This window comes from Paenibacillus sp. RC73 (genome assembly GCF_044908085.1).
In the GTDB taxonomy this organism is placed as follows: Bacteria; Bacillota; Bacilli; order Paenibacillales; family Paenibacillaceae; genus Paenibacillus; species Paenibacillus terrae_A.
The window spans coordinates 70,191-85,803 of the sequence record NZ_JBIYCV010000012.1 but is presented as its reverse complement, the minus strand read 5'-3'; the positions used below and the strand labels follow the sequence as shown (position 1 = coordinate 85,803).

Below are 15,613 nucleotides of genomic sequence, written 5' to 3'. Positions count from 1 at the left end.
CTAATTTTATTAGGAGAGAGTGATGAATAATAGGATGGATTATCAAAGGGAGCTTGAGCGAATACGCGAACATTTCGGTTATGATTTCATGGCGCTTGCTCTGGTTGAACCGGCCGAATATCAATACGTAATTAAATGGAAAAATGCAGCCGGTAATTTAAATGATCGCTTTAAGCGGATTGTGCTGCAATCCGGTAAGGGCATAGCAGGAATCGTGTTTAAAACCGGGAAATCCGTTTTCATTCCATCTGTTTATCAATATGTGGGGGCAGACAACCTGTTTAACTATCCGATCGTTCAATCCGAGAAACTCAAGAGTCTCGGGGCTGTTCCCCTATGGAATGATGCTCGCGTCGCGGGCGTACTGCTTGGTGGATTTCGGGAAGAACAGCTGATGACCGAAGCCATGATGCGTGATTTGGAAGCCTTGGCGCATAGGGGAATTGGAGAGTTGAACGGGAAGGAAGTGATGTGAATTGACATTGTCTGTAGGGACTGGCTCTTTGAGTGCGCTAATGGTGAAGTTGTTTGAGAACAGTACGGAAGCCATTTTCTTTTTTGATAGGCAAGGGAATACCCTAGCCATGAACCCGGCAGCTGAAGAGATTGTGGGCGATGACGTCCTCATTCAACTCTATGAAGGGAAGAACAGAGCTTTATGTGGAACATGCAGGGGCTATACAAGCGAAACGGAGCCCCGTACCTGCCTTAACTGTTATTTCAATATGCCAGAATCCAAGGATTTCGCTTCTTTTCAGGTGTATCTGGAAACAAAGAGCAACGGAATGGTTCCCTATGCAGCTTCTTTTCACACGATTGATTCTGAACATGGAACACGGGTGTTGATGTTGAGAGATTTGACCCCGCAATTTCAGACGCAGGAAAAATTGTATGAAAACAAAATGATGAAGCATGTCATTGAAGCGCAGGAAAATGAGCGTAAACGGCTTTCCAGGGAACTGCACGACAGCGTCGCCCAGGAATTGATGAGCGCGGTTGTTGAACTACGGGTGTTAAAATACATGACGAATGATGAACAGCTCCTAAAAAATATGAAGCAGACCGAAGCATCCATGACGCGGTTGCTGGATGATATCCGCAACCTGTCTGTGGAACTACGCCCCGCCACACTTGATGATTTTGGACTTGAAGCGGCATTTCGTTCTCACTTTAAGAGGGTTGAACAAAGCTTTGGTCTGGTAGTTGAATTTGTGTCGGATCTTCCCCAAAAGCGATATGGAAGTGAAAAGGAAACGGTCATTTACCGTGTCTGCCAAGAGGCTGTTCTCAATGCCTTGAAGTATGCCCAAGTAGACATGGTTAAAGTTTCTTTGACTGAGCACGATCATATGCTTCGTTTGACTGTAGAGGACGATGGAATTGGCTTTGAAAAGGGGAGCAATCCTATTGGAACGGGATTAGGTTTATATGGTATGCAGGAGCGAGCAGAGCTGGTAGGCGGAAGTTTTGGCGTCCTTTCAAATGTTGGTCAGGGAACCAAAGTCTTTTTACAAATTCCGATTGGCCAAGAGGAGGAATAGAGACTTGATCAAAATTGTGTTAGCGGATGACCATGCTATTGTACGAAGCGGATTTTCCATGATTTTGAACTTCCAATCGGATATGGAGGTTGTCGGAACGGCTGCAGATGGCATTGAAGCGTATACGATGGTAGCTAAATATCGTCCGGATATTCTAATCATGGACCTCAGCATGCCCCCAGGCGAAAGTGGATTGATCGCCACAGGCAAGATTAAAGAGGACCACCCTGATACTAAAATTCTGATTCTGACCATGCATGACGATGAAGAATATCTATTTCATATTTTGAAGAATGGTGCTTCAGGCTATGTTTTGAAAAATGCTCCAGATGAGGAGCTATTGCTTGCTATACGAACCATTCATGGGGGCGGGACCTATATCCATCCTAAAATGGCTACTTCTCTCGTTCGTGAGTTCATCAAAAAAGATACGACGTCACAATCAGAAGATCCGTATGAGATCCTGTCCAAGCGGGAACTGGAGATTCTGCCTCTGGTCGCAAAGGGTTACGGTAACAAGGAAGTTGCAGAAAAGCTGTTCATCTCTGTCAAGACGGTGGAAGCGAACAAAGCGAAAATCATGGAGAAATTGAATTTAAGAAGCCGGCCTGAACTGGTCCAATATGCATTAAAGAAAAAAATGCTGGATTTTTAGGTGATGAAGAAGAACATTTTAAAGAAAAAATCTCTTGAACAAACCAAGTCGCTTCTTAATAGAGGCGTCTTTTTTTATTTTCAGGGACTCCCCCGTTAGGGAAAGGGGAGTCCCCTATATTCGATAAGATCGGCTAGCGGCTACAATGGGGACAGAAAATTCAAATCAATAATTCGACAGAAAAAACGTTGAAAAGGTGAGTTAAATGATTAGAAAAATGCAGTTGCCGTTGCAAACATTGAACTTGATTCTTGGATTCATGGTATGGGTTATCATTTCTTCTCTTATGCCGTTCATTACGGAGGATATTGTGATTCCACCCGGAAAATTGGCTATGGTCACGGCGATTCCGGTCGTACTTGGTTCGATTCTGCGCATTCCGCTTGGTTATTATGCCAACATCTTCGGAGCAAGAATCGTTTTTCTCGTTAGCTTTATTTTGCTTTTGTTTCCCGTCTACTATATCAGTGAAGCTTCTACGATGATGGATTTAATTATCGGTGGCTTGTTCCTTGGGATTGGAGGAGCTGTGTTCTCGGTTGGGGTGACTTCGCTGCCGAAGTATTACCCAAAGGAAAAGCATGGGTTTGTAAATGGGATGTATGGTATAGGAAATTTGGGAACAGCCATCACTACCTTCTCGGCCCCTATTGTGGCTACCCAAATTGGCTGGGCCCCTACAGTGAAGCTATATCTCATTGTGCTGCTTGTTTTTATCGTTTTGAATTTCTTCTTAGGGGATCGTCATGAAGCTAAAGTAAAGACGCCAATTATGGAGCAGATTAAAGGCGTTTACAAAAATGAGAAGCTTTGGTTTTTCTCGCTCTTTTATTTTATTACATTTGGCTCATTTGTAGCGTTCACGGTGTACTTGCCGAATTTCCTGGTATCGAATTTTGAGCTGACTAAAGTGGATGCAGGGATGCGTACAGCAGGCTTCATTGCGATTGCCACTTTCTTCCGCCCCATCGGTGGCTGGCTGGCGGATCGGCTTCAGCCCCTGTTCCTGCTGGTAGGTACGTTCTCTGTTTATACGGTCGCTGCGATTCTTTTGGCTTTTTCACCAGGGATCACCCTTTATACAGTAGGCTGCTTGGCGATCGCTGTATGTGCTGGAGTGGGGAACGGCGTCATTTTCAAGCTAGTTCCATTTTATTTTAATAAACAAGCAGGTATAGTTAACGGAATTGTATCCATGATGGGCGGTCTCGGTGGCTTTTTCCCTCCGATCTTGTTGTCGACGATTCATGCCGTTACTGGCCATTATTCCATTGGATTCATGCTACTTTCCCAAGTGGCGCTGGCTAGCCTGATCCTCGTCATATGGCTGTATTATCAAGGGACACAATCTAATGAATGAGCGTTATTCCAGACAAATCTTATTTAGACCCATTGGTGGCGAAGGGCAGCGTAATCTATCCGTTGCTGTCGTCACCATTATCGGTTGCGGGGCACTGGGTTCCGCCATTGCCGAAACACTGGTAAGAGCGGGCGTTGGGGAGCTTCATCTTGTTGACAGGGATTATGTAGAGATGTCGAATCTGCAACGCCAGCAACTGTTCACGGAGCAGGACGCCGCGGAAATGCAGCCCAAGGTTATGGCAGCCGAAAAAAGGCTGAAAGCCATACGAGAAGACGTACGGTTGCACACATATCTCGATAATTTGGATGCCGAGCTTGTTCAAGAACTTGCCAGCAAAAGTATATTGCTGATGGATGCTACGGACAATTTCGAAACTCGTCTACTTATCAACGATGCCGCATTGAAGGCTGGAATTCCATGGATTTACGGAGCCTGTGTTGGAAGCACAGGCGTCGTTTTTCCTTTCGTGCCGGGCAAGTCAGCCTGTTTTCGCTGCCTTCTGCCATCGCTGCCTGCGATCAATCAGACCTGCGATACGGCTGGAATCATCTCGCCTGCAGTCCAGGTGACAGCCGCCCTCCAATGTGCAGAAGCCATGAAGTGGCTGAGCGGCAGACATGATAAGATGCGCCGCAAGGTTCATCTATTTGATCTATGGGAGAACACGCAGATGGACATAGGGATTTCCCGCATCCGTAACCAAGATTGTCCAACCTGTGGAGAATATCCTACGTTTCCTGCACTGACGGCATCATGTCGCTCGGCGTATGCTGCGCTGTGCGGACGGGATGTGGTACAGGTTCTTCCAGACCCCCATCGTCCGATCACGCTCGATGATGCAGAGAAAATGGGCAGGCTTATAGCAGATAGCGTAAAAAGAACTCCTTATTTCGTTGAATTTTATGCTTTTAAGCATCGAATGATTTTATTCAAAAACGGAAGGCTTCTCATACACGGTGTACGAAGTGTTGCCAACGGTCAAAAACTATATCATCAGCTGTTCGGTTAAACGAGAGGTGCAGGTATAAGAGGCAGAAATTTTTAATAGAGTTTATCATCGGAGAATGGCTTGTCCGGTGGCTGGAAGGTGGAAAAGATGAGTGTATTTGAAATCGTAACGGAGCCCATTCTCCCGCAGGCTTATGCGGATTATGTCCTAAGGCCGGAAGCGGGAGCGGTGACTGTGTTTACAGGGCACGTCCGAGAATGGACTCAAGGCGTACGGACCTTATACCTTGCTTATGAGGCCTATGTACCCATGGCCCAAAAAAAACTCGCGGAGATTGGCCACGAAATCGAACAGAAATGGGAAGGGACAAGAGTGGCAATTGCGCACCGGATTGGCGAGCTTCAAATCGGTGATATCGCCGTTGTCATCGCCGTTTCTTCACCACACCGCTCAGATGCTTATGAGGCGAATGAATACGCGATCGAACGAATCAAAGAAATAGTTCCAATTTGGAAACGAGAGATTTGGGAAGATGGAATGCAGTGGGTCGGATATCAAAAGAAAAAGCCGGGGAAGATCAGTCATGATTAAGCTGTACTATTTTGCGGGACTCCGTGAGGTGACGGGGAAAACAGAGGAATTGGCAGATTTGGCGGGCCAAACTGTGGGTGATTTATCCAATTGGATAACAGATCAATATCCAGATATGCCGATCAAGTCTGTACGAATTGCGATAAACGAGGAGTATGCGTTGTCTACGGATGTATTACAGGATGGAGACGTTGCAGCCTTCATTCCCCCAGTCAGCGGCGGCTGATGATAACGCCCCAAAACACTAGAAAAGGAGGGAACGTATGAATTCGTATCCGCTGAAGGACCCATTGCGGCGGCCAATTCGTGATTTACGTATATCTGTTACGGACCGCTGCAATTTCCGCTGTTCCTACTGTATGCCCAAAGAAATCTTCGGCGACGATTTTGCCTTTCTTCCCAAAAGTGAATGTCTGTCGTTTGAAGAGATTCACCGACTGGCGAAGCTCTTTGTGTGCCTAGGAGTAAAAAAAATCCGACTCACAGGCGGCGAACCATTAATGCGCAGGAATCTACCTGACCTGGTCTCCCAAATCCTGTCCATTGACGGAGTGGAGGATGTCGGCTTGACCACCAACGGTTTGCTGCTAGGGCAACAGGCTAAGCGTCTCTATGAAGCGGGGCTACGACGGCTTAATGTCAGCGTAGACGCTCTGAACCCCGAGCTATTTGGGCGGATGAATGGACGGGGCATTAAGCCCGATTTTATTTTGAAGCAGATCGAATATGCAAGAGAAATCGGCTTTGAGATCAAGGTCAATATGGTGGTACAAAAAGATCTAAATGATTCCGAAATTTTGCCGATGACCGCTTATTTTAAGGAGCAGGGAATAACCCTTCGCTTTATCGAGTTTATGGATGTAGGTAATGACAACGGGTGGAGCTTCAAAAAGGTACTAACCAAAAAAGAAATCGTTGAACGACTTAAGAATGTGTACGAGCTGGAGCCGATGGATCGGGATTACTTTGGAGAAGTGGCAAAGCGTTATCGTTATAGAGACAGCGACGCGCAGGTTGGCTTTATTACTTCGGTTTCTGAATCATTTTGCTCGTCCTGCACACGTGCCCGCTTATCGTCTGATGGCAAGTTTTATACGTGCTTGTTTGCTTCAGGCGGATTGGATCTACGTCAGATGCTTCGTAACGGGACAAATGACGAAGAGCTGCTTGCTGTGATTACTTCAGTATGGGAACAACGCACAGATCGGTATTCCGATGAACGTACTGAACAGACAGCAAAAAACAGAAAAAAGATTAGCATGTCCTACATTGGCGGTTAACATTTTATACCAGAAAAAAGTGCTGTATTTGTCGTGACTGCCCCAAAAAAGAAAGCGCAAACATTTTTGTTGGCAAAGCTTAAATTAAGTGTTATTATGATGTTGGGATTGTTACTGAAAAGGCAAAACCCGAGGCATGGAATTAATATTTCCATGTGTTGGGTTTTGCCTTTTCTTTTAGAAATACAAGATTTGTGATATCCTGCACGATATGAATATCTGGCCCAGCCATAACGCAGAAAGGTGAGTGATATAAAGCCTTACAAGTGCTGAACAACAAAGATGATGACGTCAACCAACGAATCGACATCCGAAAAATGATGTCATAGGACGTGGTTAACCGACTATATCCATTTGCAAAACGGAATATCAGATCGGTTTGAGAGCACTCAAGATCATTCAGGGAAAACGTAAGGCTTTTGTCTCTTGATATGAATGCGTTTTCATAACACGAAGTTGTAAATCAAATACATTTTAATTTGATTTATGACGAAGGTTTGATCGGCTATTACCGTCTTGTGACCTATCTGAAATTTCGCCCAGCAACTAAATCCTTTTTTAAATTTTTGTGGGATAAGGGGGCAGTTAGATGATCATAGCGAAAATATTTAATAATAACGCCATAATAGCCAAAGATTCAAAAAGGGATGAATTTGTTGTTATGGGTCGAGGTATTGCGTTCAAAAAGAGTGCGGGAGAACAAGTAGAAGAGCATTTAATTGAAAAGGTCTTTGTGCTTAAACAGAAGGATGCCTCAGAGAAATTTAAATTATTGCTAGAGGATGTTCCTTCAGAATATGTTTCGTTATGCTATGACATCATTGAATATGGAAAAAGCATATTAGAGGCACAATTGAGCGATTATATATATGTTTCGCTTACAGACCACATGAACAATGCACTTAAAATGTTTGATGTAGGGCTTAAAAATGCAAATCCGTTAATCTGGGAAATTAAAAAATTTTATCCCAAAGAATTTGGGGTTGGATTAAAAGCACTGGAGTTCATTGAAGACGAAACAGGCAAATGCTTGTCAGAAGATGAAGCAGGCAATATAGCCCTTCATTTAATAAATGCTCAAGTAAACAGCTCCTACAATAAGGTAGCGGATGTTGCTCAGCAAACTCAAAAAATACAGGATATCTTAAATATTATTAAATACTCTTATAACAACACCATAGATGAACACTCAATCAGTTATGAACGTTTTATTACACATTTAAGATTCTTCTTTCAGCGATTAAATAAAAAGGAAAAAACAGAACTGGAAGACGATTTTTTGTGGAGGCAAGTGAAAGCCAAGTATAAAAAGGCTTACGGCTGTATGCTGAAGATCGAAAAATACTTGAACACGGTAATGTCAGATGAGGAAAAGCTGTATATAACGATTCATATTCAGCGTTTGACCCAAAGACAAAATTGAATAACTCTTGGATTGTTACTGGTAAAGCAGGCGAAACCAACCTAGATCGAATTTGATCTATTTGGTTTCGCCTTTTTTTATAAATACCATTATTTTGAATAGTTCAATTCCCTCGAAGACACAATATATAGGCAGTCTATACCATTGCTGAAACGCTCTCGAGATGGATGCAAAATGCCAAATACAAATAAAGGGGAAGTTACGATGAAGTATGAGACATTAGCAAAAGACATTATCAAAAATGTCGGCGGCAAGGGAAATGTGAATAGTCTAACTCATTGTGTTACACGTTTGCGTTTCAAACTAAAAGATGAAAGCAAGGCTAATACAGAGGTTTTGAAAAATATGGATGGTGTTGTTACAGTAGTAAAAAGTGGCGGACAATACCAGGTTGTTATAGGTAACCATGTACCGGAGGTTTACGCTGACGTTATTGCTTTAGGCGGTTTCTCGGAAGCGTCTTCAGAAGAGGTATCAGACGAAAAAGTGAGTTTGTTCAATAGATTTATTGATACGATTTCAGGTGTATTTACACCAACGCTTGGTGTCCTGAGTGCCACGGGTATGATTAAGGGCTTCACTGCCTTATTTGTAGCTTTGGGCTTGCTTACCACAACATCAGGTACCTATCAAATTCTCAATGCTTTAGGTGATTGTTTGTTCTACTTCTTTCCTATTTTCCTGGGGTATACGTCGGCCAAAAAGTTCAATGCCAACATTTTTATAGGTATGGCCATAGGGGCATCTCTTGTTTATCCGACATTTAGCACGATAACAGCCTCGGGCAAACCGCTATACACTTTATTTGGCGGAACCATATTTGAATCTCCGGTATATTTAACATTTCTGGGCATTCCGGTCATTCTGATGAGCTATGCGTCAACCGTTCTTCCGATTATCATATCCACCTATGTAGGCTCAAAAATAGAAAACTTCTTTAAAAAGGTTATCCCTAGCGTAGTGAGAACATTTTTGGTTCCGTTTTTCACCTTGTTAGTTATTGTTCCATTAGCACTGATCGCAATTGGACCTCTCTCAACTTGGGCTGGTCAGCTGCTGGGAGCAGGAACCCTCTTTGTGTATAACTTAAGTCCGATTATTGAAGGTATAATCATGGGCGCTTTCTGGCAAGTATTTGTTATTTTTGGATTACACTGGGGACTTGTTCCTATCGCTATGAACAACTTAGCAGTGCTTAAATTCGATCCGATCCTTGCTGCGACGCTTGGAGCTTCCTTTGCTCAGACGGGTGTTGTGCTGGCGATTCTGCTTAAAACAAAAAATGTAAAGCTAAGATCACTTTCCATTCCAGCTGTCATCTCGGGGATTTTTGGTGTTACAGAACCAGCTATTTACGGGATTACATTACCACGTAAGAAGCCATTTATTTTAAGTTGTATAGCGGCTGCAGTAGGTGGCGGTATTATAGGAATGATGGGAACTAAAGGGTACATCATTGGCGGATTGGGTATTTTCGCCATTCCGAGCTATATCAGTCCGGCAGGAATAGACAGCGGATTTTATGGAGCTGTTATTGGTATCCTGGTAAGCTTTGTATTAGGCTTCCTGCTTATGTTCTTTAGCGGATTTAAAGATGATGAAGTGAAAGAAGCGAACAAGGAAGACAGCACAACAGGAGCAGCTAAAGGAGAAATTTTAGTCAAACAAGAGACTGTGATGAGTCCGTTAAAAGGTGAAGTGAAACCTTTATCTGAAGTCACGGACGAAGCCTTTTCGACAGGTGCACTGGGAAAAGGGATTGCCATTGAACCTTCGGAAGGTAAGGTCGTTTCACCTGTAGATGGCGTATTAACATCATTATTTTCGTCAGGGCATGCGATCGGAATTACCAGTGATCACGGTGTTGAAGTCCTTATCCATGTAGGCAAGGATACGGTCAAATTAAAAGGCAAACACTTTTATCCTAAAGTAAAACAGGGGGATGCTGTTAAAAAAGGTCAGCTGCTCATGGAGTTTGATATGGAAGCGATCAAAGAGGCTGGCTATGTTCTGACCACACCTGTAATCGTTGCCAATACTGCGAATTACCTGGATGTAATTGAAACAGAGAAGAAGTCGATTGAGTATCAAGAGGACCTGTTGACCGTCGTGGTGTAATCCTAATTTAATATGGAGGAAGGTATTAACAATGAAAAATGCATCTAAATTGGAATTTCCGCAAGGATTTTTATGGGGAGGGGCTACGGCTGCTAACCAATTTGAAGGTGGATATAACGAAGACGGTAAGGGATTGAGCACCGCCGATGTAATTACAGCTGGGACACATACGACTTCCCGAAGAATTACACCTGTATTGGAAGAAGGAATGAACTATCCAAGTCACGAGGCTATTGATTTCTTCCATCACTATAAAGAGGATATCCGATTATTTGCAGAAATGGGTTTCAAGGTCTTTAGAATGTCCATTGCCTGGTCAAGAATATTTCCTAACGGAGATGATACAGAGCCGAATGAGCAAGGCTTACAGTTCTATGATCGTGTATTTGCAGAATTGAAAAAGTATAATATCGAGCCTTTGGTTACGATCTCACATTACGAAGCGCCGTTTAATCTAACTCAAAAATATAATGGCTGGTCAGATCGCAGAGTCGTCGATTTTTATGTGAGATATTGTGAAGTGCTTTTTAACAGATACAAAGATGTCGTGAAATACTGGTTAACCTTTAATGAAATCAATATCTTAACCTTGTCTTTTGGCGCGTTCATGGCTGGAGCTATGATGCCGGAGGGGAATGGAGAGCTTGCCCATGCTACAGTGAAGGATGAGCAGGTTCTGTATCAAGCTTTGCACCATCAATTTATTGCCAGCGCAAAGGCAGTAAAGCTGGGTCATGCAATCAACAAGGACTTTAAAATCGGCTGTATGATTGCTTATATGTGTTCGTATCCACTTACATGTCATCCTGATGATTTACTGCTGGCCCAACAAAAGGATAACTTGAGCAACTTCCTGTGTTCAGATGTTCAAGTAAGAGGAGCCTATCCCGGATTTGCCAAGCGATATTTTAAAGAAAATAATATTGATATCGCCATGCAAGAAAATGATGAGAATATCCTTAAAGAAGGCTGTGTGGATTTCTATACCTTCAGTTATTATTCATCTACTTGTGTCAGTGCCGATCCCAACCAGGAGAAGGTGGGAGGGAATTTATCCATGGGATTAAAGAATCCTCATTTGAAAGCAAGTGCTTGGGACTGGCAGATCGATCCACAGGGATTAAGATGGTCCCTCAATAACATTTATAACCGATATGAAATCCCATTAATGGTTGTTGAAAATGGTCTCGGTGCCGTAGATACAGTGGAAGAAGACGGTTCAATTAGCGATGATTATCGAATTGACTATCTGAAACAACACATTGAGCAAATGAAAGAAGCGATTGCTGATGGGGTAGACTTGATAGGCTATACTCCGTGGGGATGTATTGATCTGGTAAGTGCAGGAACCGGTGAAATGAAAAAGCGTTATGGCTTCATTTACGTTGATAAGGATAATGAAGGCAACGGTACACTTGCCAGATCCAGAAAGAAGAGTTTCTATTGGTACAAGAACGTGATAGAAACGAATGGAGAGCAGTTGGATTAAATCTTAAATCCTAATGCCTGATTTGCGAGTGGAGAGAACCCAAAAACGGGTCTTAAAAAATATATACAGCCAGCGCGTGCCAATGTTCAATCGGTACGCGCTGTTTGAATTTATTATGAAACGAAAACAATCTTTTTCCAGTAGTAACAGAAAACATGCGAAAATTCTCGGCAGTGATAACTTACATGAAACTACCTAAAAGAAAATGAACATGGTATACGTATGAAGAAAATGAATTGTATTTTTAAATTGACTAAACACATTGGATGAAAATGTCGAAATATAAGATAGGGCATATATCAAAATAAAAGGAAGTGGATACATATTATGAATCAAGTAGAAGCTGTTTTGGCCGCTATGCCGTTTATCAAAGAAGCTGCACGACAAGATGTTTCAATTTCTGTAATGGATGGAGAAAAGTTTCTGTTCTTTCAATCAGGTAAAAGTTTAGTGTATGACTTCAAAGCAGGCGACCCTCTTCCTGACGTCCACAGAAACTTCAAAATGTTAGTGGGTGGTGAAAAGACCAGAGAGCGTTATGCTGCTGAAGTTTTTGGAATCGCTGCTGATTCATATTTTCATCCGATTAAGAATGAACAGAATGAAATTGCGGCTGTAATGTGTATTACCTATAGTATGGATAATCAAGATCAATTGAAGAAGTTGATGACTCAAGCTGAGGAGGTTACCAGCAAGCTAGTTGAAGGGATTCAGCATGTGGCGGCCCATTCGGAGGAGCTTAGTGCGACAGCCGAAGAAATCTTGAGCAATACGAAACAGGCGGTTGAAGATTCCGGTAACGTGACTGAAGTGGCCGGCTACATTAAGGAAATTTCAGAGCAGACAAACTTGCTTGGATTAAATGCAGCAATTGAAGCAGCCCGGGTGGGTGAGGCAGGAGCGGGTTTTGGCGTTGTCGCTACAGAAATCCGCAAAATGTCTACGGGCACAAAGGAAGCAACTGGACGAATTGAACAGTCCTTGCAAGCTGTCAGACAATCGGTTTATAACATGGAACAAGAGATCACGCAGATTGCAGTTTCCTCCCAAGAGCAAGCCAAGCTTGTAACGGAATTTATGAATGTTATTGATCAATTAAATGTAACCAACCACGGCTTGAGAGGGTTAGTAGAAAAAATAACGGATGATGTTGACGCAGAATAAAGCATGAAAAAAGTCTCGGTCTGTGAAATGTGCATTCCGTAATGGAAGTGTAGATCACAGGCCGAGACTTTTTTCTAATAGTCAGTCATTATGAGTAATGTTTGTTTAACAGTGCAGTATCATAATACTCTTCGAAAGATTTAATTTTATTGTTTTCAAATTTAAAGATCTGTACATAGATTCCGTTGTATTTTATTTTTTTGTCTTCTCCCCATGCTCCATTCGCTGTGATATCAATGTGGCTGCGTGTTTTTGTCACAATCGTGTTAGGATTTTCTCCGACCATAAACTCATCAATGGTCCATTCGAATGTCCCTTTCATATCATTAAAAATGGGATTAAAGAAACCTTTTACGGCATCCCAGCCTTCTTGAACAGAATCGTGCAAAACAGCCACATCATCAGTCGTAAATGGGGTAATGACAACCGGATTATCTTCAACCCACAGAGAATAAAATTTGTCCGTGTCCCCTAGGTATAAAGAAAAAAAGTCGATAATGACATCCATATTCTTTTTAGCAACTTCATTTTCGCTGCTGAATGAAGCATTAATAGTTACATTTTTAATTTTTTTTGGATTCATTTTGTCATTCTCCTTTATGAAAAAGATATTGAGTGGCTCCAGCAAAATCTACTTGTATATCTTGCCCGCTAATATAGCTGGATAAGCTACTATTTATTAATAATAACGCATTTGCTTGATCCTCGGGAGTAGCAATTCCTGCGACGGAGGTAAAATCTTCAGATATCACTTTTTTAAATATGATATTAAAATCTTCAGTCATGGCTGTGTTTGTTGCACCTGGAGATATTGTATTTATTCTAATATGCTGCTCTGAATAAGCCATTGCCACATATTTCACCCAGGCCACGAGTGCCTCTTTTGATAAAAAGTAAACTCCGTTTTCTTCCGGTTTCTGTGCCATTACCTTTTCATCAGACAAATGGCTATCCAGCCAGTTTTGTGCTTCTTCATAGGTCTTACAAGAAATAAGCGGCAGCAAAATTTCCTTTTTTGCTTCCCAAGCAAAAGCAGCTACAGAAGCTACAATAGCAATGGCGGAATGTGGATTTAATTTTTCTTTAATTAGCTCAACAAAATGCTTGACTCCAACAAAATTAATATTCATGACTTGTTTAGGGGTAAATGTTTTTCCAGCATAAGAGGTTCCAGCAATGCCCGCACAGTTAAAAACGAAATCGACTGTATCAGGTAATGCGCCTACTGCTTGTTCAATTGATGTTTTACTTCCCATATCGATAGGGATGTATTGTTTTACTTTAAACTGAGGTTCCTTGATATCCAGCGCGTAAACCTGTGCGCCCAGTCCAATTAATTTTTGTGCCGTTGCTTTACCGATTCCAGTTGCACATCCTGTAATGACTACTACTTTTCCGTTGTAGCCCAAATCTGTCAAGTTACTGCTCATCGGAACGCCTCCTTAATTATTCGTGATTATATTCACATAATTAGTATAAAATATAGGTAATTAAATAATAATAGACTGATTTTTGAGAGTGTTAAAAATTTAGACAGATGCTCAATAGTGTACAATATAAAATAAAACATCTTGCGAGGGCCTAACATGATTCGAAAAACAACTCCTAAGGAACTTCTTGCTGAATCCTTGATAGACTTAGCCAAAAAACATCCGATCCAGTCGATCACCGTAACGGATATTACTGATAATTGCCAGGTCAGCAGGCAGATGTTCTATTATCATTTTTCAAGTAAATATGATTTAATTTCATGGATTTATAGTGATAAGGCAGATAAAATTATTGAACAATATATAGAGAAAGAGTCTTGGGGACGTGTTGCCGGGAGAATTGTAGAGTTTATTAAAGAGGATTATATCTATTTTAAAAAAGCTTTTGACGATGATACTCATTTGTCTTTTTATAATAATATTTTTGACTATACTGTTGAATGCCACACCAAATATATACTTAAGAAAACCAATAGTACTTCGTTGCCTCCAGACATCCTTTTCGCTATCAGATTCAACGCATATGGGGGAGTGAATGTGACGAAAGACTGGCTTGAGAATGGCATGAAGGAATCTCCGGAAGAATTGGGTGAACTAATATTCTCAGCGATGCCCTTACCGATAAAAAGACATTTCCATCTAGATTGATAACCTGACTAAAAGTTATAAATCTGACTCTCCAGTCTTCATTTTACTTGGATGTGAGTTAGTATAGAGAAAGGATAAAAGAAGAAAGAAAGGCAGTCATGAAATGGATATTCAATTAGATAAAGCTCCCTGTGGATATTTTTCGATCTCGGACTCAGGCCTCATTTAATCGGTGAATCAAACTTTTTTGGATATGCTACTTTATGACCGTAGTGAATTGCTCGGACGGCCTAATGCGCAAGTGTTATGCAACAGGAAGGTCTTGAAAACAATACTCTTCTTCATTACTATGAGCCATATCCGACCCAGTTTTCTTCCAGTGGACAAATGATTGAACTACAGTTTGCGCTTTCCGGTCAACGTCATGTGGATGTGGCTGGTCTGGATTATACACTCCCGAAGGGGCAAGGGGCACTTATTTTTCTGCAGGATTTCAAAGCCTGGTTTCATCCTCCATTTAATGAGCAATATACATCATTTGCACTCGGCATCCCTGTTTCGTTGTTTAACTATGCGACCTCACAGTTGGTAGCTCGTCAGCAGGTAGCCATTGAATTTAATCAAATTCTTAAGGGAGCTGCATATGGCCCGGCAAATCCTTGAATCCAGCATGATTGATCCTCCCTCACTGATCACATTATCCAAGAAAGTTGGCCTAAACGATTTTAAATTAAAAAAGGGGTTCAAGGCTTGTTTTGGAACTACTGTATTTGAATATTTGCGTCACATTTGTCTGGACTATGCGATGAAGCTGCTACGAAGTCAAGAAAGCAATGTGACAGAAGCAGCGATGGCTGTAGGATACAGTAATGTGAGTGCATTTTCAGAGCAATTTTTCCGCGAATACGGAGTGAAGCCATCATCCATAAAGAAAGTATTTTCAAATTAAAATCCGTTTAACC

At 41.9% G+C, this 15,613-nt stretch carries 17 protein-coding genes; 15 read left to right on the top strand and 2 right to left on the bottom strand.

All coding sequences use genetic code 11. The features are described 5' to 3' along the window. Window positions 1-22: 22 nt before the first annotated feature. The 12 genes from ABH897_RS23255 to ABH897_RS23200 all read left to right on the top strand — a co-directional run bounded on the left by ABH897_RS23255 (window position 23) and on the right by ABH897_RS23200 (window position 12,573). Window positions 23-475: a GAF domain-containing protein gene (locus ABH897_RS23255; RefSeq protein WP_044647999.1), complete on the top strand. Its 453-nt coding sequence runs from the start codon at window positions 23-25 to the stop codon at window positions 473-475. Window position 476: 1 nt separating this feature from the next. Then, window positions 477-1,541: an ATP-binding protein gene (locus ABH897_RS23250; protein ID WP_404580630.1), complete on the top strand. Its 1,065-nt coding sequence runs from the start codon at window positions 477-479 to the stop codon at window positions 1,539-1,541. Window positions 1,542-1,548: 7 nt separating this feature from the next. Next, on the top strand, window positions 1,549-2,196 hold the full coding sequence (locus ABH897_RS23245; protein WP_023989699.1) for a response regulator transcription factor: 648 nt from the start codon (window positions 1,549-1,551) through the stop codon (window positions 2,194-2,196). Between the two features lie 205 nt (window positions 2,197-2,401). Continuing rightward, on the top strand, window positions 2,402-3,556 hold the full coding sequence (locus ABH897_RS23240) for a nitrate/nitrite transporter (protein ID WP_283652729.1): 1,155 nt from the start codon (window positions 2,402-2,404) through the stop codon (window positions 3,554-3,556). After that, window positions 3,549-4,568 carry a ThiF family adenylyltransferase gene (locus ABH897_RS23235; protein ID WP_404592791.1) on the top strand — a complete coding sequence of 340 codons (1,020 nt, stop codon included), beginning with the start codon at window positions 3,549-3,551 and terminating at the stop codon, window positions 4,566-4,568. Before ABH897_RS23240 ends, ABH897_RS23235 begins: the two co-directional genes overlap by 8 nt. 87 nt (window positions 4,569-4,655) lie before the next feature. Then, on the top strand, window positions 4,656-5,099 hold the full coding sequence (locus ABH897_RS23230) for a molybdenum cofactor biosynthesis protein MoaE (protein ID WP_404592790.1): 444 nt from the start codon (window positions 4,656-4,658) through the stop codon (window positions 5,097-5,099). Further along, window positions 5,092-5,325: a MoaD/ThiS family protein gene (locus ABH897_RS23225; protein WP_404521168.1), complete on the top strand. Its 234-nt coding sequence runs from the start codon at window positions 5,092-5,094 to the stop codon at window positions 5,323-5,325. The genes ABH897_RS23230 and ABH897_RS23225 overlap by 8 nt, the downstream gene beginning before the upstream one ends. A gap of 37 nt (window positions 5,326-5,362) precedes the next feature. Further along, entirely contained in the window at window positions 5,363-6,379 is a 1,017-nt protein-coding gene (moaA, locus tag ABH897_RS23220) for a GTP 3',8-cyclase MoaA (RefSeq protein WP_404592789.1), read from the top strand. A gap of 589 nt (window positions 6,380-6,968) precedes the next feature. Beyond that, complete coding sequence (gene licT, locus ABH897_RS23215; RefSeq protein WP_404521171.1) at window positions 6,969-7,802, top strand: BglG family transcription antiterminator LicT; 834 nt, start codon at window positions 6,969-6,971, stop codon at window positions 7,800-7,802. Between the two features lie 204 nt (window positions 7,803-8,006). Then, window positions 8,007-9,920, top strand: a complete 1,914-nt coding sequence (locus tag ABH897_RS23210; protein WP_404521173.1) for a beta-glucoside-specific PTS transporter subunit IIABC — start codon at window positions 8,007-8,009, stop codon at window positions 9,918-9,920. Between the two features lie 31 nt (window positions 9,921-9,951). Continuing rightward, window positions 9,952-11,409, top strand: a complete 1,458-nt coding sequence (locus ABH897_RS23205) for a glycoside hydrolase family 1 protein (protein WP_404592788.1) — start codon at window positions 9,952-9,954, stop codon at window positions 11,407-11,409. Window positions 11,410-11,736: 327 nt separating this feature from the next. Further along, window positions 11,737-12,573 carry a methyl-accepting chemotaxis protein gene (locus ABH897_RS23200; protein ID WP_283652722.1) on the top strand — a complete coding sequence of 279 codons (837 nt, stop codon included), beginning with the start codon at window positions 11,737-11,739 and terminating at the stop codon, window positions 12,571-12,573. Between the two features lie 88 nt (window positions 12,574-12,661). On the opposite strand, the gene ABH897_RS23195 is transcribed toward ABH897_RS23200, so the two are convergent. Continuing rightward, entirely contained in the window at window positions 12,662-13,156 is a 495-nt protein-coding gene (locus tag ABH897_RS23195) for a nuclear transport factor 2 family protein (RefSeq protein ID WP_283652721.1), read from the bottom strand. Window positions 13,157-13,160: 4 nt separating this feature from the next. Continuing rightward, complete coding sequence (locus ABH897_RS23190; RefSeq protein ID WP_283652720.1) at window positions 13,161-14,003, bottom strand: SDR family oxidoreductase; 843 nt, start codon at window positions 14,001-14,003, stop codon at window positions 13,161-13,163. A gap of 156 nt (window positions 14,004-14,159) precedes the next feature. Between ABH897_RS23190 and ABH897_RS23185 the strand changes: the two genes are divergently transcribed. The 3 genes from ABH897_RS23185 to ABH897_RS23175 all read left to right on the top strand — a co-directional run bounded on the left by ABH897_RS23185 (window position 14,160) and on the right by ABH897_RS23175 (window position 15,600). After that, window positions 14,160-14,711 (top strand): TetR/AcrR family transcriptional regulator C-terminal domain-containing protein, encoded by a 552-nt coding sequence (locus ABH897_RS23185; protein ID WP_283652719.1) that lies wholly within the window; start codon window positions 14,160-14,162, stop codon window positions 14,709-14,711. Between the two features lie 246 nt (window positions 14,712-14,957). Further along, window positions 14,958-15,314, top strand: coding sequence for a hypothetical protein (locus ABH897_RS23180; protein ID WP_283652718.1), 357 nt, complete (start codon window positions 14,958-14,960; stop codon window positions 15,312-15,314). After that, a complete protein-coding gene (locus ABH897_RS23175; RefSeq protein ID WP_404592787.1) occupies window positions 15,295-15,600 on the top strand; it encodes a helix-turn-helix domain-containing protein in 306 nt (101 codons plus the stop codon). The genes ABH897_RS23180 and ABH897_RS23175 overlap by 20 nt, the downstream gene beginning before the upstream one ends. Window positions 15,601-15,613: the final 13 nt, after the last annotated feature.

Coding starts and splice junctions, on each gene's coding strand:
- ABH897_RS23255 (WP_044647999.1), top strand. CDS start 23: ATGAATAATAGGATGGATTATCAAAGGGAGCTTGAGCGAATACGCGAA.
- ABH897_RS23240 (WP_283652729.1), top strand. CDS start 2,402: ATGATTAGAAAAATGCAGTTGCCGTTGCAAACATTGAACTTGATTCTT.
- ABH897_RS23235 (WP_404592791.1), top strand. CDS start 3,549: ATGAATGAGCGTTATTCCAGACAAATCTTATTTAGACCCATTGGTGGC.
- ABH897_RS23230 (WP_404592790.1), top strand. CDS start 4,656: ATGAGTGTATTTGAAATCGTAACGGAGCCCATTCTCCCGCAGGCTTAT.
- ABH897_RS23225 (WP_404521168.1), top strand. CDS start 5,092: ATGATTAAGCTGTACTATTTTGCGGGACTCCGTGAGGTGACGGGGAAA.
- moaA (WP_404592789.1), top strand. CDS start 5,363: ATGAATTCGTATCCGCTGAAGGACCCATTGCGGCGGCCAATTCGTGAT.
- licT (WP_404521171.1), top strand. CDS start 6,969: ATGATCATAGCGAAAATATTTAATAATAACGCCATAATAGCCAAAGAT.
- ABH897_RS23210 (WP_404521173.1), top strand. CDS start 8,007: ATGAAGTATGAGACATTAGCAAAAGACATTATCAAAAATGTCGGCGGC.
- ABH897_RS23205 (WP_404592788.1), top strand. CDS start 9,952: ATGAAAAATGCATCTAAATTGGAATTTCCGCAAGGATTTTTATGGGGA.
- ABH897_RS23200 (WP_283652722.1), top strand. CDS start 11,737: ATGAATCAAGTAGAAGCTGTTTTGGCCGCTATGCCGTTTATCAAAGAA.
- ABH897_RS23195 (WP_283652721.1), bottom strand. CDS start 13,156: ATGAATCCAAAAAAAATTAAAAATGTAACTATTAATGCTTCATTCAGC.
- ABH897_RS23190 (WP_283652720.1), bottom strand. CDS start 14,003: ATGAGCAGTAACTTGACAGATTTGGGCTACAACGGAAAAGTAGTAGTC.
- ABH897_RS23185 (WP_283652719.1), top strand. CDS start 14,160: ATGATTCGAAAAACAACTCCTAAGGAACTTCTTGCTGAATCCTTGATA.
- ABH897_RS23180 (WP_283652718.1), top strand. CDS start 14,958: ATGCAACAGGAAGGTCTTGAAAACAATACTCTTCTTCATTACTATGAG.
- ABH897_RS23175 (WP_404592787.1), top strand. CDS start 15,295: ATGGCCCGGCAAATCCTTGAATCCAGCATGATTGATCCTCCCTCACTG.